Origin of the sequence: Ovoidimarina sediminis (genome assembly GCF_032586175.1) — a bacterium.
In the GTDB taxonomy this organism is placed as follows: domain Bacteria; phylum Pseudomonadota; class Alphaproteobacteria; order Rhodobacterales; family Rhodobacteraceae; genus Ovoidimarina; species Ovoidimarina sediminis.
Genome location: NZ_JAWHTE010000012.1, coordinates 41,397 through 61,812 on the forward strand (window position 1 = coordinate 41,397; position 20,416 = coordinate 61,812).

Annotated in this window: 26 protein-coding genes; 13 read left to right on the plus strand and 13 right to left on the minus strand. The window is 65.0% G+C overall.

Translation table 11 applies throughout. The annotated features are described in order from the left end of the window. The first annotated feature begins 148 nt into the window (after positions 1-148). The 4 genes from RXV90_RS14445 (at position 149) to RXV90_RS14460 (ending at position 4,327) form a co-directional block, all read left to right on the plus strand. Positions 149-2,116, plus strand: a complete 1,968-nt coding sequence (locus RXV90_RS14445; protein WP_316649518.1) for a protein meaA — start codon at positions 149-151, stop codon at positions 2,114-2,116. 93 nt (positions 2,117-2,209) lie between these two features. Continuing rightward, a complete protein-coding gene (locus tag RXV90_RS14450) occupies positions 2,210-2,512 on the plus strand; it encodes an H-NS histone family protein (RefSeq protein WP_316649519.1) in 303 nt (100 codons plus the stop codon). A 115-nt stretch (positions 2,513-2,627) separates the two neighbouring features. Beyond that, entirely contained in the window at positions 2,628-3,332 is a 705-nt protein-coding gene (gene deoD, locus RXV90_RS14455; RefSeq protein WP_316649520.1) for a purine-nucleoside phosphorylase, read from the plus strand. 17 nt (positions 3,333-3,349) lie between these two features. After that, the gene (locus RXV90_RS14460) at positions 3,350-4,327 is read left to right on the plus strand and encodes an aldo/keto reductase (RefSeq protein WP_316649521.1); all 978 of its coding nucleotides are present in this window, start codon (positions 3,350-3,352) and stop codon (positions 4,325-4,327) included. Here the strand turns inward: RXV90_RS14460 and RXV90_RS14465 are convergent. The 12 genes from RXV90_RS14465 to RXV90_RS14520 all read right to left on the minus strand — a co-directional run bounded on the left by RXV90_RS14465 (position 4,318) and on the right by RXV90_RS14520 (position 12,838). Further along, positions 4,318-4,506 (minus strand): hypothetical protein, encoded by a 189-nt coding sequence (locus tag RXV90_RS14465; protein ID WP_316649522.1) that lies wholly within the window; start codon positions 4,504-4,506, stop codon positions 4,318-4,320. The genes RXV90_RS14460 and RXV90_RS14465 overlap by 10 nt on opposite strands. A gap of 7 nt (positions 4,507-4,513) precedes the next feature. After that, entirely contained in the window at positions 4,514-5,218 is a 705-nt protein-coding gene (locus RXV90_RS14470) for a ZIP family metal transporter (RefSeq protein ID WP_316649523.1), read from the minus strand. A 15-nt stretch (positions 5,219-5,233) separates the two neighbouring features. Beyond that, positions 5,234-6,013, minus strand: a complete 780-nt coding sequence (locus RXV90_RS14475; protein WP_316649524.1) for a succinate dehydrogenase iron-sulfur subunit — start codon at positions 6,011-6,013, stop codon at positions 5,234-5,236. Positions 6,014-6,034: 21 nt separating this feature from the next. Next, positions 6,035-6,352, minus strand: a complete 318-nt coding sequence (locus RXV90_RS14480; protein WP_316649526.1) for a hypothetical protein — start codon at positions 6,350-6,352, stop codon at positions 6,035-6,037. Continuing rightward, on the minus strand, positions 6,352-8,154 hold the full coding sequence (gene sdhA, locus RXV90_RS14485) for a succinate dehydrogenase flavoprotein subunit (protein WP_316649527.1): 1,803 nt from the start codon (positions 8,152-8,154) through the stop codon (positions 6,352-6,354). The genes RXV90_RS14480 and sdhA overlap by 1 nt, the downstream gene beginning before the upstream one ends. A 13-nt stretch (positions 8,155-8,167) precedes the next feature. Beyond that, positions 8,168-8,539 carry a succinate dehydrogenase, hydrophobic membrane anchor protein gene (gene sdhD / locus RXV90_RS14490; protein WP_316649528.1) on the minus strand — a complete coding sequence of 124 codons (372 nt, stop codon included), beginning with the start codon at positions 8,537-8,539 and terminating at the stop codon, positions 8,168-8,170. A 12-nt stretch (positions 8,540-8,551) separates the two neighbouring features. Beyond that, on the minus strand, positions 8,552-8,935 hold the full coding sequence (sdhC, locus tag RXV90_RS14495; RefSeq protein WP_316649529.1) for a succinate dehydrogenase, cytochrome b556 subunit: 384 nt from the start codon (positions 8,933-8,935) through the stop codon (positions 8,552-8,554). 416 nt (positions 8,936-9,351) lie between these two features. Continuing rightward, positions 9,352-10,023: a hypothetical protein gene (locus tag RXV90_RS14500; RefSeq protein WP_316649531.1), complete on the minus strand. Its 672-nt coding sequence runs from the start codon at positions 10,021-10,023 to the stop codon at positions 9,352-9,354. 184 nt (positions 10,024-10,207) lie between these two features. Continuing rightward, a complete protein-coding gene (locus RXV90_RS14505; protein ID WP_316649532.1) occupies positions 10,208-11,239 on the minus strand; it encodes a MaoC family dehydratase in 1,032 nt (343 codons plus the stop codon). Next, a complete protein-coding gene (locus RXV90_RS14510; protein WP_316649533.1) occupies positions 11,236-11,439 on the minus strand; it encodes a DUF1737 domain-containing protein in 204 nt (67 codons plus the stop codon). The genes RXV90_RS14505 and RXV90_RS14510 overlap by 4 nt, the downstream gene beginning before the upstream one ends. Then, entirely contained in the window at positions 11,436-11,984 is a 549-nt protein-coding gene (locus RXV90_RS14515; RefSeq protein WP_316649534.1) for an NnrU family protein, read from the minus strand. Before RXV90_RS14515 ends, RXV90_RS14510 begins: the two co-directional genes overlap by 4 nt. Beyond that, positions 11,981-12,838, minus strand: a complete 858-nt coding sequence (locus RXV90_RS14520) for an HpcH/HpaI aldolase/citrate lyase family protein (RefSeq protein ID WP_316649535.1) — start codon at positions 12,836-12,838, stop codon at positions 11,981-11,983. Before RXV90_RS14520 ends, RXV90_RS14515 begins: the two co-directional genes overlap by 4 nt. A gap of 194 nt (positions 12,839-13,032) precedes the next feature. Here RXV90_RS14520 and RXV90_RS14525 point away from each other — a divergent pair, with 194 nt between their 5' ends. Then, a complete protein-coding gene (locus RXV90_RS14525; protein WP_316649536.1) occupies positions 13,033-13,353 on the plus strand; it encodes a hypothetical protein in 321 nt (106 codons plus the stop codon). Between the two features lie 7 nt (positions 13,354-13,360). Here the strand turns inward: RXV90_RS14525 and RXV90_RS14530 are convergent, their stop codons facing one another. Then, positions 13,361-14,113 (minus strand): sulfite exporter TauE/SafE family protein, encoded by a 753-nt coding sequence (locus RXV90_RS14530; protein WP_316649538.1) that lies wholly within the window; start codon positions 14,111-14,113, stop codon positions 13,361-13,363. Positions 14,114-14,291: 178 nt separating this feature from the next. On the opposite strand from RXV90_RS14530, the gene mdh reads away from it, so the two are divergent. The 8 genes from mdh to RXV90_RS14570 all read left to right on the plus strand — a co-directional run bounded on the left by mdh (position 14,292) and on the right by RXV90_RS14570 (position 20,412). Then, complete coding sequence (gene mdh, locus RXV90_RS14535; RefSeq protein ID WP_316649539.1) at positions 14,292-15,254, plus strand: malate dehydrogenase; 963 nt, start codon at positions 14,292-14,294, stop codon at positions 15,252-15,254. Positions 15,255-15,303: 49 nt separating this feature from the next. Beyond that, the gene (locus RXV90_RS14540; RefSeq protein ID WP_316649540.1) at positions 15,304-16,512 is read left to right on the plus strand and encodes a hypothetical protein; all 1,209 of its coding nucleotides are present in this window, start codon (positions 15,304-15,306) and stop codon (positions 16,510-16,512) included. A gap of 198 nt (positions 16,513-16,710) precedes the next feature. Then, positions 16,711-17,904, plus strand: coding sequence for an ADP-forming succinate--CoA ligase subunit beta (gene sucC, locus RXV90_RS14545; protein ID WP_316649541.1), 1,194 nt, complete (start codon positions 16,711-16,713; stop codon positions 17,902-17,904). 3 nt (positions 17,905-17,907) lie between these two features. Further along, a complete protein-coding gene (locus tag RXV90_RS14550; protein ID WP_316649542.1) occupies positions 17,908-18,156 on the plus strand; it encodes a hypothetical protein in 249 nt (82 codons plus the stop codon). Further along, positions 18,156-18,707, plus strand: coding sequence for a hypothetical protein (locus tag RXV90_RS14555; RefSeq protein WP_316649543.1), 552 nt, complete (start codon positions 18,156-18,158; stop codon positions 18,705-18,707). Before RXV90_RS14550 ends, RXV90_RS14555 begins: the two co-directional genes overlap by 1 nt. Beyond that, entirely contained in the window at positions 18,694-19,278 is a 585-nt protein-coding gene (locus tag RXV90_RS14560; protein WP_316649544.1) for a hypothetical protein, read from the plus strand. The genes RXV90_RS14555 and RXV90_RS14560 overlap by 14 nt, the downstream gene beginning before the upstream one ends. Continuing rightward, positions 19,275-19,916: a hypothetical protein gene (locus RXV90_RS14565; RefSeq protein WP_316649545.1), complete on the plus strand. Its 642-nt coding sequence runs from the start codon at positions 19,275-19,277 to the stop codon at positions 19,914-19,916. Before RXV90_RS14560 ends, RXV90_RS14565 begins: the two co-directional genes overlap by 4 nt. Before the next feature lies 1 nt (position 19,917). After that, positions 19,918-20,412, plus strand: coding sequence for a hypothetical protein (locus RXV90_RS14570; RefSeq protein ID WP_316649546.1), 495 nt, complete (start codon positions 19,918-19,920; stop codon positions 20,410-20,412). Positions 20,413-20,416 lie beyond the last annotated feature (4 nt).

A 20,416-nucleotide genomic window follows, 5' to 3' on the forward strand; every position in this document is an offset into this window, starting at 1 on the left:
GTCTGTCATCGGCCAACCCTAGCAGATCGGCGGCCTGTGACCATGCATCCGATATGCCGCGACGCAGCGAATTGACACTGCCATATTATTTCGAATAACTACGCCTCAGTGTAATTTTATTTCAATCTGTCCTCACGAGGCCTGACGCATGTCGCACCCGCAGAAAGATCGCCCCTGGCTGTTTCGCACCTATGCCGGGCATTCGACCGCGAAAGCGTCGAACGAACTCTACCGCACGAACCTCGCGAAAGGGCAGACGGGGCTTTCCGTGGCCTTCGATCTGCCGACCCAGACGGGCTATGACAGCGACCATACGCTCGCACGCGGCGAGGTTGGCAAGGTCGGCGTTCCGATCGCTCACTTGGGCGACATGCGCACGCTTTTCGATCAGATCCCGCTCGAGGAAATGAACACCTCGATGACGATCAACGCCACCGCGCCGTGGCTCCTCGCCCTCTACATAGCGGCCGCCGAGGAACAGGGCGCCGATATCTCCAAGCTTCAGGGCACGGTCCAGAACGACATCATCAAGGAATACCTTTCGCGCGGCACCTACGTCTGTCCGCCTGAACCCTCGCTTCGGATGATCACCGATGTCGCCGCCTACACGCGCGCGCATCTTCCGCGCTGGAACCCGATGAACGTCTGCTCCTACCACTTGCAGGAAGCCGGCGCGACGCCGGAACAGGAACTCGCCTTCGCCCTCGCAACCGCCACCGCCGTTCTCGACGACCTGAAAGAGAAAGTCGCGCCAGAGCATTTCCCGGCCATGGTCGGCCGCATTTCGTTCTTCGTGAATGCCGGTATCCGGTTCGTCACGGAACTCTGCAAGATGCGGGCCTTTGTCGAGCTCTGGGATGAAATCTGCGAAATCCGCTACGGCGTCGAAGATCCGAAATTCCGCCGTTTCCGCTATGGCGTTCAGGTCAATTCCCTCGGCCTCACCGAACAGCAGCCCGAAAACAACGTCTATCGAATCCTCCTCGAAATGCTGGCGGTGACGCTTTCGAAGAACGCCCGCGCCCGCGCCGTGCAATTGCCGGCCTGGAACGAGGCGCTCGGATTGCCCCGGCCATGGGATCAGCAATGGTCGCTTAGGATGCAGCAGATCCTGGCTTTCGAAACCGACCTTCTGGAATACGACGATCTCTTCGACGGAAACCCGACCATCACCCGCAAGGTCGACAAGCTGAAGGACGGCGCGCGCACCGAACTCGCACAGATCGACGCGATGGGCGGCGCAATCCGCGCCATCGAGTACATGAAATCGCGGCTGGTGGAAGCGAATGCGGCGCGCATCTCCAGTATCGAGGCGGGCGATACCGTCGTGGTTGGCGTCAACAGTTTCACAGGTGCCGAACCAAGTCCGCTCACTTCCGGCCCCGATGCCATCATGGTGGCCGATCCCGAGGCAGAGGCCGATCAGATCGCCCGGCTCGACGCCTGGCGCGCGGCCCGTGACGACGCGGCAGTGCGCACGGCCCTCGCCGATCTTAGGACGGCGGCGCAGGACGGAACCAACATCATGCCCGCCTCCATCGCCGCCGCCCGTGCCGGCGCCACGACGGGCGAATGGGGCGACGTGGTACGTGGCGTCTTCGGCCAGTACCGCGCGCCCACAGGTGTCTCCTCTTCGCCATCGAACCAGACAGAGGATCTCGACGACCTGCGCGCGCTGGTCGACGCGGTTTCCGATCGCCTCGGGCGCCGCCTGAAATTCCTCATCGGCAAACCAGGCCTCGACGGCCATTCCAACGGCGCCGAACAGATCGCCACCCGTGCCCGCGATTGCGGAATGGATATCACCTATGACGGAATACGCCTGACACCTTCGGAAATTGCCGATGCCGCAGAATCGGAAAATGCCCATGTAATCGGCCTTTCAATTCTATCGGGAAGCCATGTTCCACTGGTGAATGAGCTAATTAACGAATTGAACAACCGGGGGTTGGGCCACACCCCGGTTATTGTCGGTGGGATCATTCCGGATTCAGATCTGGAAAAACTCCGCACCATGGGCGTCGCAAAAATATATACACCGAAAGACTTTCGATTGAACGAGATCATGCGCGATATTGTGATGCTCGCGGAACCCAATCCAGTCGCAGCGGAATAGTTTGGAAACGAAATATTTGCCATTTTGAATTTATCCGCTTATTCCGTCCCAAATGGAAATGGAGGATTCGGCGTGGCAGTAGACCTTAAGAAAATGAGCGACAAGGAGTTGGACAAACTCAGTGCAAATGTCGCGAAAGAGCAGGCATCTCGGAAAAAGAGCAAACTGAAAGAAGCACGTGCTGCAGCGGAAGCGGCGGCCAAGAAACTGGGCTTTTCGCTGACCGAGCTTGTCTCGCAGCAGAAAGCCAAACCGGCGGCGAAGCGCGCCCCGGCCAAGGCGAAGTACGCCAATCCTGCTGATCCCAAGCAGACCTGGACGGGCCGCGGGCGTCAGCCGGTCTGGTTCAAGGATGCGGTCGCGAAAGGCGCCGATCCGAAATCCATGGAAATCTGACACCTCTGTCCCGCAGGGATGAAGGCGATCGCGAAGGGCCGGCACCGCCGGCCCTTTCCATTCGGGCCTGCATGCCTATGATCCTCCCGAATTTCGCAGGAGGATCATACGCCCAATGACCATCCACATCGGTGCAGCGCCCGGCGACATCGCCGAAACCGTGCTTATGCCCGGCGATCCCTACCGCGCCCGCTGGGCGGCGGATACGTTTCTCGACGCACCAAGGCTCGTGAACGAGGTACGCGGCATGCTGGGCTTCACCGGAACGTGGCGCGGCAACCCTGTAACGATCCATGGCTCCGGCATGGGCATGCCCAGCCTCTCGATCTACGCCAACGAACTCATCCGCGATTACGGCGCAAAGACGCTGATCCGCATCGGCTCCTGCGGCGGGATGCAGGAAAGCGTGGGCATCCGCGACGTGATCCTCGCTATGACGTCATCGTCCCTCTCCACCCCCTCGCGCGGCATCTTCCGCGAACTGAACTTCGCGCCTTCGGCCGACTGGGGCCTTCTGAAGGCCGCCCACGATGCCGCCGTAGCGAAGGGCACGACCGTGCATGTCGGCGGCATCTATTCGTCGGATGTCTTCTATGACGAACGCCCCGACCTCAACGAACAGATGACGCGCCACGGCATCCTCGGGGTCGAGATGGAGGCAGCCGAACTCTATACCCTCGCCGCCCGCCACGGCCGCCGCGCGCTCGCCGTGCTCACGGTCTCCGATCACCTGATCACCGGAGAAGCGCTTCCCTCCGAGGACCGCGAGAAATCCTTCGGCGACATGGTCGAAATCGCCCTCGAGGCGGCATTCACGTAAGACTTGAGGTGTACCCCATGAAAACCCGCTCCCTCTCCGGCCATCAGGTCGGCGCTGTCGGCCTCGGCTGCATGAGCTTCGGCGGCATCTACGGTGGCACGACCGAGGAAGAAAGCCAGGATTGCCTCGCCGCCGCTGTCGAGCTTGGTGTCGATCACTGGGACGTGGCCGAGATCTACGGCATGGGCCATTGCGAAACCATGATCGGCCGCTTCCTCGCCAGCCATCCCGCCGATGTGAAGATCGCCACCAAGGCCGGCATCTACATGGAGCCGGAGCGCCATTATTCGAACGCCCCCGACACGCTCCGTGCCTCTCTCGAAGGCTCGCTGAAGCGCCTCGGCCGCGACAAGGTCGAACTCTTCTACATCCACCGCCGCGAAGCCGAGCGCGCGGTGGAAGAGGTGGTCGAAACCCTCGTCGGCTTCATCGAAGAAGGTCTCATCGACACGATCGGCTTCTCCGAAATCGCCCCCTCCACGCTCCGCCGCGCCGCCGCCGTCCACCCGGTCGCGGCAGTGCAAAGTGAATACTCACTCTGGACCCGTGACCCCGAGCTTGGGATGATTCAGGCCTGCCGCGAGCTTGGCACCGCCTTCGTCGCTTTTTCGCCGGTCGCCCGCGGCATGCTGGCCGATCGCTTCCCCGATCCCACAACCTTTCCCGAAGGCGATTTTCGCAGCCCGAACCCCCGCTTCATCGAGCCGAACTATTCCTACAACTGCGAAGTGCTGCGCCCCTTCCAGGCCTTCTGCGCCTCCCGCGGCTGGTCCACGTCGGCCGCCGCCATCGCCTGGACACTCGACCAGGGCGATCACGTCATCCCGATCCCCGGCACCCGAACAGCTGCGCATCTTCGCGATCTGGCTGCTGGCGCTGCGATCGCCTTTACCGAGGACGACCGGGCCGAAATCGCGCGCCTTCTGCCGGTCGGCTTCGCCCATGGGTCCCGCTATTCCGATGCCCAGTGGTACGGGGTCGAACGCTACGGCTGAAGGTCTTTCAAACACACACGCGGCGGCCCCTCCGCGACCTCGGCCCCGCAAAAGGCGCAGCGCCAGATGCCGCGCCTGCGATCCTCACGCCAGCGGCACGCCCGCGTCAGCGTCGTGCGCCGCCACCGCCACCAGAGGTAGGCAAGAACGCCGACGAGGAGGAGAAGCAGGATCGGCACAGGCGCCTCACGCCGTCGCCAGGTGGCCCGCAAGGCCCAATGCGAACCCGGCCACGGCCCCAAGGGGCGGGCGCCAGTCGCCCGGAAGCGGGGTCTGCGGTGCGATGTCCTGGAATATGAGGTAAAGGATCCCGCCCGACGAAAAGACCATGATGCCCCCCAGGATGCCGGGACGCTCCAGCAAGAAGATCTGCCCCGTCGCGGCACAGACCGGCCCGAGAAGCGCCAGCGCCCCGAACAGAAGAATGATCTTCCGCGCCGGCACCCGCGCGCCCTCCTCAATCTCGCGGAACGACGAAAACCCCTCGGGCAGATTCTGCAAGAAAATCAGGCCCGCCAGAAGAACGGATGTCCCCGGATCAACCACGAAAAGCGCGCCCAGCGCCGCGGCCTCCGGCACATAGTCAAGAAGCATCGCCAGAAGCTGCGATCCAGCCCCGCCCCGCGCCGCCAGTGCCTGATCGATCGCGAAGAAAGCCAGCCCCCCAGCCACGAACAGAAGCACTGTCCAGGGGCCGCCAAGGCTTTCGGCCCCTTCCGGCACGAGGACAAGCGCCACCGCCGACAAAAGCGCGCCGCCACCCAGCGCGGTTATGAAATGAAAGGTCGGCGGATGAAGCCGCCGCTCCATCACATGGGCAAGCCCGGCCCCCAGTGGCATCGCAAGCCCCGCCACACCGGCAAGGATCATCGCTGTCGCAAGCGGATCCACCGCTTCGGCGCCGCATCACACCTGCCGTTCGACCATCATCTTCTTGATCTCCGCGATCGCCTTCGCCGGGTTCAATCCCTTGGGGCAGGTCTTCGCGCAGTTCATGATCGTGTGGCAGCGGTAAAGCTTGAAGGGATCTTCTAGGTCATCCAGCCGCTCGCCCGTCGCCTCGTCCCGGCTGTCGATGATCCACCGATAGGCGTGCAGAAGCGCCGCGGGGCCGAGGTAACGGTCCCCGTTCCACCAGTAGCTCGGGCAGGCGGTGGAACACGACGCGCACATCACGCATTCATAAAGACCATCGAGCTTCCTGCGATCCTCGATCGACTGCTTCCACTCGTGCTCGGGCCGCCGCGTCTTCGTCTCCAGCCACGGCATGATCGAGGCATGCTGCGCATAGAAATGCGTAAGGTCCGGGATCAGGTCCTTCACCACCGGCATGTGCGGCAGAGGATAGATCTTCACGTCCCCCTTTATCTCGTCCATGCCATAGATGCAGGCCAGCGTGTTGATCCCGTCGATATTCATCGCGCACGACCCGCAGATGCCTTCGCGGCACGACCGCCGGAATGTCAGCGTCGGGTCGATCTCGTTCTTGATCTTGATCAGCGCGTCCAGAACCATCGGCCCGCAAGTGTCCATGTCGACAAAATAGGTGTCGACACGCGGGTTTTCTCCGCTGTCGGGATCCCAGCGGTAGATCTGGAAAGTTCTTACGTTTTTTGCCCCTTCGGGCTTGGGCCAGGTCTTGCCGGTTGTGATCCGGCTGTTCTTGGGAAGCGCTAGCTCAACCATGTCTTTTCCTCTCGCTCCGGATCACATCATGCCCAACGGCACGCCGGCATCCGAAATGCAGGCCTGCGTTCCGGGCCGGTTCACGATCCGCACGATCATGATGTTGTCCCGCCCGGTCACGCCTTCGATGGCGGCCTGCAGGATCCGGGTGGATTCTTCTTCATTCGCATTGTCGATCACGCATTGGACGACGGGCGGCGCTGGGACCAGCGGGTATTCCTTCGACACGACCTCCTGGATCGCGGGCCTCATCGCATCGCCCACCATCTGCTCTCCCACCTCGGGGTCGGTGCAGGCCGCAAGCACGGCGAGACAGGCGAAACCGGCAAGATACCGCATCAGTACACCCGCGCCTTGGGGGCGATCTTTTTCAAATCGATCCCGCCTTCATTATGGCCGAGAAGCGGGTTCAGATGCACCGGACGGTAATCCAGTTCCACCTTGCCGTTCACCCAGGCGAGCGTGTGCTTGCGCCATTCCGTGTCGTCCCTGTCGGGATAGTCTTCATGCGCGTGCGCACCGCGGCTTTCCTTCCGCGCCTCCGCCGAAACGATGGTGGCCAGCGCGTTCGGCATCAGGTTCGTCAGTTCCAGCGTCTCCATCAGGTCGCTGTTCCAGATCATGCTCCGGTCGGTGACGCTGATATCGTCCATCTTGCCCGCTACCGCGTACATCTTCTCGACACCTTCCGAGAGCGTCTTGTCGGTGCGGAAGACGGCGGCGTCGGCTTGCATCGTCTTCTGCATCTCAAGCCGCAACTCCGCCGTCGAAATCGTGCCCTTCGCGTGCCTGAGATCGTCGAACCGGCCCAGCGCCTTGTCGATCGACTCCGTGTTGAGCGTCGGGTTCGGGCCATCGGCGTCGACGATCTCGCCCGCCTTGATCGCGGCGGCGCGGCCAAAAACCACGAGGTCGATAAGGCTGTTCGATCCAAGACGGTTCGCCCCATGCACGCTGGCACAGCCCGCCTCGCCCACGGCCATCAGGCCGGGCGCGATCGCATCGGGATCGTCCTTCGTCGGGTTCAGCACCTCGCCCCAGTAATTCGTCGGGATCCCGCCCATGTTGTAATGCACGGTCGGCAAAACCGGGATCGGCTCCTTCGTCAGGTCGACGCCAGCGAAGATCCGCGCGCTTTCCGAGATGCCCGGCAGGCGCTCGGCCAGCGTCTCGGGCGGCAGGTGGTTGAGGTGGAGGTGAATGTGATCACCGTCCTCGCCCACACCCCGGCCTTCCCGGATCTCCAGCGTCATGCAGCGCGACACCACATCGCGCGAGGCGAGATCCTTGTAGGTCGGCGCATAGCGCTCCATGAACCGCTCGCCCTCGGAATTGGTGAGGTATCCGCCCTCGCCGCGCGCGCCTTCCGTGATGAGGCAGCCGGATCCGTAGATCCCCGTGGGATGGAACTGCACGAATTCCATGTCCTGCAACGGCAGGCCCGCGCGCGCCACCATGCCACCTCCGTCACCGGTGCAGGTATGCGCGCTTGTCGCACTGAAATAGGCGCGCCCATAGCCGCCGGTGGCCAAGACCGTCATCTTCGCGTTGAAGACATGGATCGTGCCGTCGTCCAGCTTCCATGCGACGACCCCCTGGCACACGCCGTCCTCCGACATGATCAGATCGATCGCGAAATATTCGATGAAGAACTCCGCGTCGTTCTTCAGGCTCTGCCCATACAACGTGTGCAGGATCGCGTGCCCCGTCCGGTCGGCGGCGGCACAGGTCCGCTGCACCGGCGGGCCCTCCCCGAATTCGGTCGTATGGCCGCCGAAGGGGCGCTGATAGATCTTGCCTTCTTCGGTCCGCGAAAACGGCACGCCGTAATGCTCAAGCTCGTAAACCGCCTTCGGCGCCTCCCGGGCGAGGTATTCCATCGCGTCGGTATCGCCCAGCCAGTCCGAACCCTTGACGGTATCGTACATGTGCCACTGCCAGCTGTCGGGGCCCATGTTGCCCAGGGACGCGGCGATGCCTCCCTGCGCCGCCACTGTATGCGAGCGCGTCGGGAACACTTTGGTAATGCAGGCGGTCTTCAGCCCCTGCTCCGCCATCCCCAGCGTCGCGCGAAGCCCCGATCCCCCGGCCCCCACCACGACGACGTCATAGGTGTGGGTGTGATAGTCGTACTCGGCCATTCCGGCCCTCCCCTTAGAGCGCCAGCCGGACCAGGGCGAAAAGCCCGGTCGCCATGGCGGCGTAACTCAGACAGATCATCGCGACGATCAGAACCTTGCGGGTCAGACCGTGCGTGTAATCCTCGATCAGAACCTGCACGCCCCCCTTGAAGTGCAGGAAACCCACGACGATCGTCAGCGCCGCGACGATCGCGGGGAAGGGCCGCGCGAAATAGGCCACCACATCGGCATGCGGCTGGCCCAGCATCGGCCCGAACGTGAACACGAAGAGCGGAACCAGGATCAAAAGCCCCACCGAGGATTTCGACATCGCAATGTGATGCTCCGTCCCCGCCCGGGCCGACCCCATTCCCACGGCGCGCTTGCGATCGGTCAGAAATGCCATGTGCCTGCCTCCTCAGACCGCGATCACGGTGATGAACGTCAGGATCACGGAACCCGCGATGCAGGCGATCCCCATCTTCTCGGCGGTCTCGACATCAAGGCCATACCCCTGGTCCCAGATCAGGTGCCTGAGCCCCGCCAGCGCATGGTACCAGAGGCCCAGCACCGACAGCGTCATCACCAGGTCCCCGAACCACGACGTCACGATCCCGTCCACCGTCGCGAAATACTCCGCCGAAGTCGCAGCAGCCAGAAGCCACCACACCACCAGAAGCGCCCCGACCAGAAGCGCGTTCCCGGTGATCCGCGTCAGGATCGAGGTCATCGAGGTCAGCTGCGGGCGATACACCGTCAGGTGCGGCGACAACGGGCGGTCGCCCCGGTTCACGTCAGCCATTTTGGTCCCTTCCTGTCTCGCCGCGTCACGACGGCGGTTTCCCATAGTCATAAAGGAAAATCGGGCGCTGTCACGCCTGCGACACGCCATTTGGCGCGGTCTTTTGGCGCAATCGGAAGGAAAATCGAAGTGTTGTGATCACAGTTCGCAGACGTGTGATCACAACTTCACCAGATCGCCGGAACATCCCGCGCCGGCGGGGTGACGGCAGCGTCAGCCCAGCTGCATCAGCAGCACCGGCACACCCAGCATGCCCGCCGCGATCAGCGTGATGGAAAGACCAAGTCCTTTGAACATCGGGAAATCCTCTTCGCCCGTGGTTTGCCCTCCGCGGCGAGCTAGCGTTGCGCCCGCGAAGAGGCATGCGGCACCTCGTCGCGCAGGCTCCGGGCCAGAGCTCCGCGCCGCTCCGCGGTTCAGCCCGGACGCCTCCGGCCGTCCAGCGCGCGCCGCGCCATCGCGATATGCGCATTGCGCAACGGGCTTTCGGAAAGCCCCGTATCAAGCTTCAGGTGCGATCCGTTCGGCGCCGCGACAAGAATGGGCGCGGGCTCCTCGCCCTCCAGCAGCGCCAGAATATCGCTGATCGACCAGTCGGTTTCCAGCCAGTCAAGCCCGTAGGCCTCGAACTGCCCGGCCAGGTCGCACGCCGCGGTCTCCGCCGCATCGGCAGTGGCGATCGGCCACACCCAGTCGAATTCCCACCCCCAGCGCCCCTTGGTCAGCGGCGGGCCGTTCCCGGGGCTCAGCACCCCGCGGATCGGCATCTGCGCCTCGCCGGGGCGCAGCCCCTTCGGCCCTGCCTTCAGATGGTCTTTCTGAAACGGATCGTCGGCCGCGCCATAGCCCGGCAGCGACAATCCGATCCGTACTGCCAGCGATGCGGTGGGGCAGTCGAGTGTCGCTGCCTGATAGGTCGAGAAGCTCGACAATTCGATATGGTCGATCCGCGCCCCCCGATGCCGCCAGAGCTTCCGGGGCGTCCCGTCATCGAACCCGGCCACCCTCAGAAGGGGCAGAACATGCCGCTTCAGCGCCGCGGTGGTGTCCTTCGCTGTCGCTGCCACGTCCACGCCTCCGGCCGTCATCGTACAATCCCGACGCTAGGACCCGGCCCGGGCGCAGACAAGATCTGCGCCTGCCGCGGATGGGCAAACAAGACGCAGGCGCTCCCCCACGGCCTGCGGCCCGCCCGGGTCTTCATGTGGCCGGAAATATCCTCGGGGGGCCGCGCGGCACGCGCGGCGGGGGCAGACAGCCCCCTCCGTCCTCTCAGACCGGCACTGCCGCCCAGTAATCGATATCTAGAAGCACCTCGGGCAGATACCTTCCATCCGCACCGCGCAACACGAACGCATCGCCGGTCGTCGCCACCAGCCGAAGCCTCAGCGCCCCCACCCCGGGCGCTCCCGTCTCTGCCTTGTCAAGCACTTCCGACCAGGCCCGCAGGGTCGTCCCCGCGTAACAGGGGTTCGCATGTGCGCCCCCGTTCAGCGCCAGAATGGCCTGGGCATTCGCAAGCCCGTTGAACGACAGGGCGCGGGCCATCGAGATCACGTGCCCGCCATAGATCAGCCGCCGCCCGTCCTCGCGGGCACCTGCATCGAAATGCACCTTGGCGGTGTTCTGCCAGAGCCTCGTGGCCATCATGTGCTCGGCCTCCTCGACCGTCACACCATCCACATGGTCGATCGTCTCGCCGATCTCGTAATCGCCCCAGCGATGCGGTTCCCCCGCCAGGGCAAAATCGTAAGACGAGAAATCGAGGCCATCGGGCACCACCAGCCGCTCCGGCGCCACCGCATCGGCAAGCTCGGGGATCACCGTTTCCGGTGCCGGCGCGTCCGTATCCCGCTTCCGAACCATCACCCATCGCACATAGTCCAGCACGGCGCGTCCGGTCTCATCGGTGCCGGTGGTCCGCACCCAGACCACACCCGACTTGCCGTTCGAGTTCTGCTTGACGCCGATCACCTCGGAAGCGGCCGTCAGGCTCGCGCCCGGATAGACCGGCGCCAGCCACCGCCCCTCGGCATAACCGAGGTTGGCCACGGCATTGAGCGAGATGTCCGGCACCGTCTTGCCGAACACCGTGTGAAACACGATCAGGTCATCGAGCGGCGAGGCCGGAAGCCCCACCGACCGTGCGAACGCATCCGACGAATAAAGCGCCCCCCGCGCGGGGTAGAGCGCGTGATATAGCGCCCGCTCGCCCCCCGACAGTGTCCGCGGCACGGCATGGCGAATGGTCTCGCCCAGCCGGTAATCCTCGAAAAACCGCCCGGCATTCGTCTTCGATGTCATAGGCTTCCCAGTTTAACATCGGGGTCATAGGGCCCCGCGACCTCTTTCGTCACCGCCTGCGCGCAGCGCATCACCCCGTTCGCGGCATCGAAGGCATAGGCCGGATCGCCGTGAAGCGACCAGCCGTCGGCAAGAGCCTTCGTCACCTTGTGACAGAACGCCGACGTATCGTCGCCCGTCAGAAGCCGGTACGCGATCATCCCGGGAACGGCCTGTAGCCAAGCCAGGTGTGGATCCCTCCGATCACGGCGAAAACCACCACCGTGATCACCAGAAGCCGCACCGTGCCGCCAAGCGAACCGCCCTCGAACCGGTGATAGACGGGCTCGCTCGCGTTGATGATCCGCATCTCCGCCAGCGCCCAGATGGCCAGCCCGCCGAACAGCACAAGCGATGCGAGATCGCCGTTGACCAGAAGATGCGCGACCGCCCAGACGACCATGCCGGTCAGCATCGGGTGCCGCATCTTCGCGCGGAGCGGGCTTTTCGAACTGCCCAGTCCGAACAGGAACACCGCCCCAAGCATCAGAAGGTTGTTGATATGCACCATGAAGGCCGGCGGCTGCCAGACCGGCACGAACTCCGCCGCCTTGTAGCCAAAGATCATCGCCAGAACGCCGGCGAGGATCAGCACCGCCGCCACCCCCTTGCCGGCGTTGCCCATGGTCTCCCGCACCCCCGGCAGAACCCGTTTGAAGACATGGCCCGCCGTCCAGAGGGCGAGGCCCAGAATAAGAAGTGTCATGCGCCCTCCAAGGCCCGTATCGCATCGCGCCGGGCCAGGAGCGCCCGCGCGGTGGCGACATGCAGGTTCTCTACGATCCGGCCGTCCACCACGGCCACACCTTCGCCCTTCGCGGCGGCTTCGTCAAAGGCCGCGATATGGCGCTCGGCCAACGCGATATCGGCCTCCGAGGGGCCGAACACCTCATTCGCAATCGCAACCTGCGCGGGGTGGATCAGCGTCTTGCCATCCATTCCCAGATCGCGGCCCTGCTCGCATTCGGCCCGAAGCCCCGCGTCGTCCTTGAATGCGTTGTAGACACCGTCGACGCACGGGATCCCCGCCGCCCGCGCCGCCAGAAGACAGGTCTGCAAGGCCTGCATCAGGGGCAGCCGGTCGGGCCGGAACCGCGCCTGAAGCTCTTTCGCGAGATCGTTCGTCCCCAGAACGAACCCCGTCATCGCGCCGTGCCCCGCGATTTCCTGCGCGTTCAGGATGCCCTCGGGCGTCTCCATCATCGCCCAGAGCGCGGCGCCCGGCACCCGCGCCGCCACCCGGTCGAGATCCGCCGCTCCCCCAACCTTCGGCAGAAGGATCGCGTCGCAATCCATCGCCGCGGCGGCGTCCAGATCGGCCTGCCCCCACTCGGTGTCGAGCCCGTTCACCCGCACCAGCCGTGCCCGCGCACCGTATCCGCCCTCGGACAGCGCGGCCGCAAGCGTCTCGCGCGCCGCCGCCTTCTCTTCCGGCGCAACCGCATCCTCCAGGTCGAAGATGATCGCATCCACGGGCAGGCCCCGCGCCTTTTCCAGCGCCCGCGCCTTCGAGGCGGGAATGTACAGCACCGATCTCCACGGCCGCTCCGACCAGTTCATTCGCCTAACTCCGCAATAATCTTGCGCGTGAAAGCACGTCCGAGCAGGAAATGGCAAGCACATTCTCGCCGCAGCGCAGCGGAGCGCCCCGTTAACCATATCTTCGCGGCTCTTGCCCGATAGTGGCCCCACAGATCCCACGACCGGCCCTCCGGTCCCCAGCGGCCAGAACGGCCTTGAAAGGGAACGCCCTCATGACCCGTCACCTCTTCACCGTGTCGCTCGGCTTCGGCCTCTTGATCCTCTGCGCAAGCTTCGCCTTCGCACAACAGGCCCGCAACTGCGCGCCCCGCGACGTCGTCCTCACCATCCTCGCCGAACGCTATGGCGAAACGCGCCAGTCGATCGGCATCGGCACCGACAATCAGGTGATGGAAGTGTTCGCCTCCGAAGAATCCGGCAGCTGGACGATCACGGTCACCCTGCCCAATGGCATGACCTGCCTAATGGCCTCGGGCCAGTCGTTCGAGGAATTGACCGAAGGGCCGCTCGTGCCTGAAGGCTCGGCCCTCTGACCGGGCCTCAGGTGGCCGCGTCGTAGATCAGCTTCACGCCGGCCCCCACCAGCATCACATATGTCAGGGCAAAGAACAGGCGTTCCGGCACCAGCCGGTGCGCCTTCACGCCGATCCATGCGCCCAGAAGCGCGAAGGGCGCAAGCCAGAGCGTTGCGGTGATCGTTTCCGCCGTGAAGATGCCGATCGCGGCATAGGGCACGGCCTTCACGAGGTTCACGGCCCAGAACACCAGGACAGTCGTCGCCTGGTAGGTGGTCTTCGACAGGCCCCGGCCCAGCAGATAGACGGCGACCGGCGGCCCGCCCGCATGGCTCACGAAGCTCGTGAACCCCGAAATCACGCCGGTCGCCAGCCCGACAGAGGCGGGCATTTCCCGCGCCGCACTCGCCACCAGCATCCGCCGCCCGAAAAGCTGCCAGGCCACGAACCCCAGCGCGATCACCCCGATCAGCACCCGGAACACATCCGCCGGCGCCACCTGCCAAAGCACGATTCCCAGAACCACGCCCGGCACCCCGCCGACGATCAGAAGTTTCGCGTCGGGCCAGCTCCATTGCCGCCAATACGGCCTCAGCGTCACCGCATCGACCAGCATCAACAAGGGCAGCATCACTCCCAGCGCCATCCCCGGCTCCACCACCAGCGCCAGCAACGGCGTCGCGGCGAATGCCGCGCCCGAACCGAAGCCGCCTTTCGAGACCCCGGCAAAGATCACCGCCGGAATCGCGAGCGCAACAAAGAGAGGATCCGTGAACATCGGCGCAGTCTTAACCGATGCCCCCGGATCGTCAGCCCCAAAATCATCCAGACCGGACGTGGCGGGGCGCATCGTATCCGCCTGGGCAGCCTCCAAGCCGCACCCCCGGCCCCTTGCACGCCCCGCCCCCTGCCGCTACGCAACCGGGCGAGACCACAGCAACTCCGGAGACACTCCCATGGCCAGACCCAAGATCGCTCTGATCGGCGCAGGCCAGATCGGCGGCACCCTCGCCCATCTCGCAGCGCTTAAGGAACTGGGCGATGTCGTCCTCTTCGACATCGCCGAAGGCATCCCCCAGGGCAAGGCGCTCGATATCGCCGAATCGGGCCCGGCCGAGAAGTTTGACGCCGCGCTCACCGGCACGAACGACTACGAAGATATCGCGGGCGCCAATGTCTGCATCGTCACCGCCGGCGTGGCGCGCAAGCCGGGGATGAGCCGCGACGATCTTCTGGGCATCAACCTCAAGGTCATGAAATCCGTCGGCGAGGGCATCGCAAAGCACGCCCCCGACGCCTTCGTCATCTGCATCACCAACCCGCTCGACGCGATGGTCTGGGCGCTGCGCGAATTCTCGGGCCTGCCGCATGAGAAGGTCTGCGGCATGGCAGGCGTCCTCGACTCTGCCCGCTTCCGCCACTTCCTGTCGGTCGAATTCGACGTCTCGATGAAGGATGTCACCGCCTTCGTCCTCGGCGGCCACGGCGACACGATGGTGCCGCTCACCCGCTACTCCACCGTTGCCGGCATCCCGCTCCCCGACCTCGTCGAAATGGGCTGGACGACGCAGGAAAAACTCGACGGCATCGTACAGCGCACCCGTGACGGCGGGGCCGAGATCGTGGGCCTCCTGAAGACCGGATCGGCCTATTACGCCCCCGCCACATCGGCGATCGAGATGGCCGAAAGCTACTTGAAGGATCAGAAGCGCCTCCTGCCCTGCGCCGCGTATTGCGACGGCCAGTTCGGGCTTTCCGGCCTCTATGTCGGCGTACCCACGGTGATCGGCGCCGGCGGCATCGAGCGCATCGTCGACATCAAGCTTCAGGGCGAGGAACAGGCCATGTTCGACAAGTCCGTCGAGGCCGTGAAGGGCCTCGTCGAGGCCTGCAAGGGGATCGACGCAAGCCTCGCATAGGCGCTATGCTCCCCCGGGCGCGAACCTGCATCCCCGGGGGAAGCCTGCGATGAAGAAACTTCTCATCCTGCTCCTGCTCGTGCCGCTTTCGGCCTACGGGCAGGATGCCGACATCTCGCGACAACTTGCCGATAACGGCCTCGCGGCCACCGAAGACGCGCTGAGCACGATTGCGGAACCCTCCGCCTCGGATCGCTTCGCGCTCGGCGGCGTGCGGTTCCTGCGCGCGATCGAGCAAAGCCTTCAGACGCGCTGGCATCACGGGCTCGACACCGCCACCCTGCCGATCCCTGTCCTGCGCCTGCCCCTGCCGCCCAACCCCGATGCCGTCGCGGCGCCGGCAGACATCATCGAAACGCTCTTCGCCGATCTCGCGGCGGGCATGGACAGCGCGCGCACCGCTCTCGCGCCGATCTCGGATGGCGACGATGTGGCCCTGCGGATCGATCTCAACGCGCTCTGGTTCGACATCAACGCAAACGGCACGCGCGATCCTGGTGAGGATCTGGCACAGGCGTTCTTCGCCAGCATGGGCGCCCCGACTGGCGCGGTTGGGCGGATGACCCTGCCCACCGTCCGCTTCGACACCGCCGATACGGCCTGGCTCGCGGCCTATACCCACCTTCTCTCCGGCGTTGCGAACCTCGTTCAGGCCTTCGACACGGCCGATGCCATCAGCCGGGTGCGTGACGGTGCGGCAACGCTGGCCACGCTTCGCGACGAAACGGGCCAGCCGCACATGGATATCGGCTCCATCATGATCGGCGCGCCCGAAGGCACGCTCGATCTCGTCCTCACCGTCTATCTCGCGCTCCGCACCGATCCCGATCCGGCGCACACCCGCGCCGCCCGCACGCACCTCCTCGCCATGGTGGCCGAGAACCGCCGCTTCTGGGCGCGTGTCGCTACGGAAACCGACAATGACGCCGAATGGATCCCGAACGCGGCGCAAACCGCCGCCCTCGGCTTCGATCTGCCGCCCGAAACCTCCGAACGCTGGCAGGCCGTCCTGTCCGATGCCGAGGGCCTCCTGACCGGCCGCCTCCTCATCCCGCACTGGCGCTTCGGTCCGGGGATCGGCGTCAACCTCCGGCGCCTCCTCAACGATCCGATCCCGGTGCACCTCGTCGAATGGATCCACGGGCTAGATCTTCTGCCCTACACCGAAACGGGCGAACCGGTATCCGACACCAACTGGCGCGCCTTCGCCGCCATGGCCTCGGGCAATGCCGGACTCTACGTTCTGATCCTGAACTGAAGCCCGCGAATCATGTGATCACACCCCGCCACACCCATCGGCGGGCTCATCCTCCGCGGGTTGTGATCACACTTTTTAATCGTGTGATCACAAATGTCGGATTTTCCCCCAAATCCGCCCCTGCAAGGCAGATAACCGTTTATTCTCAGGCAAAACCCGTGCCATCCCTAGGGAAACGAGCCCAAGGGGAACATCTCAATGAACATCCACGAATACCAGGCCAAGGCCCTCCTCCGCGAATACGGTGCACCGGTCTCCGATGGTCGCGTCGTCCTCCGGGCCGAAGACGCCAAGACGGCGGCGGGCGAACTCGACGGGCCCATGTGGGTCGTGAAGGCCCAGATCCACGCCGGCGGCCGCGGCAAGGGCACGTTCAAGGAGGCCGACGCGGGCGACAAGGGCGGCGTCCGCATCGCCAGGTCCGTGGAAGAGGCCGCGTCCGAGGCCAAGAAGATGCTCGGTCGCACGCTCGTCACCAAGCAAACCGGCCCCTCGGGCAAGCAGGTCGGCCGCGTCTATATCGAGGACGGCTCGGGCATCGACCGCGAGCTTTACCTCGCCCTTCTCGTCGATCGTCAGAACAGCCGCGTTTCCTACGTCGCCTCCACCGAAGGCGGCATGGATATCGAGGAGGTGGCCGAAAAGACCCCCGACAAGATCCTGTCCTTCTCCGTCGATCCCGCCACGGGTTACCAGCCGTTCCACGGCCGCCGCATCGCCTTCTCGCTCGGCCTCGAAGGCCCGCAGGTCAAGCAATGCGTGGCGCTGATGGGCACGCTCTACAAGCTCTTCACCGAAAAAGACATGGAGATGCTGGAGATCAACCCCCTCATCGTCACGGACAAGGGCGATCTGAAATGCCTTGACGCCAAGATGGGCTTCGACGGCAACGCGGTCTACCGCCACCAGGAGATCGCGGCGCTCCGCGACGAAACCGAGGAAGACCCCAAGGAACTCGCCGCCTCGAAATACGATCTCAACTACATCGCGCTCGATGGCGAAATCGGCTGCATGGTGAACGGCGCGGGCCTCGCCATGGCCACGATGGACATCATCAAGCTCTACGGCTCTGAACCCGCGAACTTCCTCGACGTGGGCGGCGGCGCAACGAAGGAAAAGGTGACCGAGGCCTTCAAGATCATCACCTCCGACCCGAACGTCAAAGGCATCCTCGTCAACATCTTCGGCGGCATCATGCGCTGCGACATCATCGCCGAAGGCGTGGTGGCGGCGGTGAAGGAAGTGGGCCTCGAAGTGCCCCTCGTCGTCCGCCTCGAAGGCACGAATGTCGAAGAGGGCAAGGAAATCATCCGCAATTCCGGCCTCAACGTCATCGCCGCCGACGACCTGAAGGACGGCGCGGAAAAGATCGTGGCGGCGGTCAAAGGCTGATCCATGCGCCGGGCCTTCCTCCTCGCAGGCACATCGGCTGCTCTGACGCTGCTCGCTCTGGGTCCCGCAGCGGCGAGCGGCCTCACCACAGAGGTAAGCACCCTCTGGGGGCGGTTCCTCGGGTTCTGCGGCCCGGTGATCAATTCCCCCACCCCGGAAACAGTGCGCGCCCGCACCGACATGTCCACGCTGCCGGTCTGGGCGCACATGTACACTGAACACGGCGCCGCACAGGTGATCATCCGACGGTGATGAAGGACGTGGCAAACATATCGCAATCCGGGTCCACGGCGGCTGGCCTCGCCCTTATGGCGCTCGTCGCGGCCACGCCCGCCACCGCCCAACCCGCCCCCACGGCCCTCGACACGTTCCAATCGGTCTGCGCCCGCAATCTTTCCCAGAACGCGGCCGCCACCGCTCTGGCTGCCGCGGGCTGGAAGACGGCTTCGCCCGACCTCCGCAACCTGTTCGAGACCGATCTCATCAACGCCGCACGCGCGCAGAATTTCTTCATGGAGATCGGCGGCGGAGCGATCCTTGCCTCCACGGCGACCGAACGGCGCGGCCTGATGAGAAAGCGCCAGAAGTCTCTCTGCTTCGTGCGCCTCTTCGCCGAGGCGCCGGACCGGATGCGCGCCGATTTCCGCGCCCGCATGGGCTCCGCCCCCCATGACAGCACGCAAAACGAGGCAGTGCGCGCCGATATCTGGGCCGCCGCCAGCCATGTCACGGGCTTCCGCGCGGTCCGCCTGCCCGAAGGGCACTGGATGATCACCGTATCCCGAACCCATGCCGATGGCTGACCGCGCCCGCCATATCCTCGCCCTCGCGGCCCTTGCCCTGGCCACCCCGGCCCTGGCCGACCCCGGCCCCTCCATCCGCGCGGCCTTCGACCGCTTCGCCTCCGTCTGCCCCGCCGCCCTCATCGATCCCGAAACCTACATCGCCTCCCTCACCCTGCCGGGCCCGGCGGGCGAGGATGTGCTCTACCGCTCGCCGGACGGGAAATACCTTCTCGTCCACACCGCCCAGTCCGAAGGCGTCACCGATTACGTCGAACTCACCACGCTCAGCGACCGCACCCGCCGCACCTGCGCGATCCATGCCACCCTGCCGGACTTTCCCGAAGCGCCGGAAGTGGCCGATATCCTCTATCCGATCCTGCAACGTACGGCGGCGGAAGTGATCGGCGGACGCATCCCCATCGTCACACCGATGTGGGATCCGGGCGAAAGCCCCGAGGCGTTCCATTCCGGCGACTGGTACGTCTTTCACATGACCGGGCTCTGGCCCGATCTCGATGCCATCGCCACGGCCCAGGCCGAATACGGCGCGGTCAGCTTCTACGTCTCGTCCGAGGGGGGGCAGCCATGAGGCGTGCCGCGCTCGCCCTCCTTCTCCCCGGCCTCGGCCTGCCCGCCGCCGCCCAGACGCCCGATCTGCCAACGGCGGTGGCCGCCCACTGGCGCACCTTCAGCACCTATTGCGGTACCGCGCTCAGCGATCCGCAGGGCTATCTCAACACCCATCCCGCCACCGGGCCGATGGGCGAACAGCTCGTCTCCACCAGCCCCGACGGCCAGGTGGTCGTCGCCTTCCGGGTGGAAAACGGCGTGTCCTTCCGGGTCGAGCTTCTGGGGCTTCCGGGGCGGCTCGCCGTCCTCTGCGAGGCAAGCGGCCTCTGGGGCTTTCCCCGAAGCTTCGGCCAGCATGCCGAGGCGGCGGAAATGCACAGCATGCACGAGTCGAACGAGGGCCCCGGCATCCCGGCCAATCTCGTCTCCGCCGAGGCGCGCAAGGTGTTCGAGGCGCTGCCCGACACTTTCGTCGCTGGCGGGCTGATGCCCGACGGCGTGCCGGCCAGCCAGCTCCACCTGATCGACCCGGCCTTCGCGACACACATCCTCGGGGTTCAGACACCGCTTGCGGGACGCCAGGTCTTCGTCTGGGCCGGGTCCCAGGGCGACGGGCTCGAACTCGTCTCCCTCAACTACATCGAAGCGGGGAACTGACATGCGCCAGACACTCCTCCTCCTCGCCACCTTTCTCGCCGCCCCTGCCACGGCGCAAACGCCGCAAGACGCGGCCACCGCCAACATGATGCTCGCGACCGAGATCTGCCTTCGCCATCAGCACCAGGACGCGGCCCTGCCCGGCGCACTCCAGGCGGCGGGCTTCACCGTGACACCGGGCCTCGATCAGGGCAGCTACGACATCCAGGCCCCCGAACTCTTCGGCGTCATCGCGCCGGGCTACTGCACCTTCCAGTCGCAACGGCTTCCCATCGCCACGGCCGAGGCGATCGGCCTCGCGGTCGGCGAGTACCTCTTTCCGAACGGCGTCCAGCCCGGCCAGCCCTCTTCGCAGGCGAACGCCCCGCGCCTGCCCTGCGAAGGCTTCACCGTCTGGTCCACCCGCCCCGTCATCACCGTCAGTTACGCCCAGGCCGGCAATTCCGGCGAATGCGTGAACGACGGCACCTCCGCCATCATCATCAGGCTGAACTGATCCC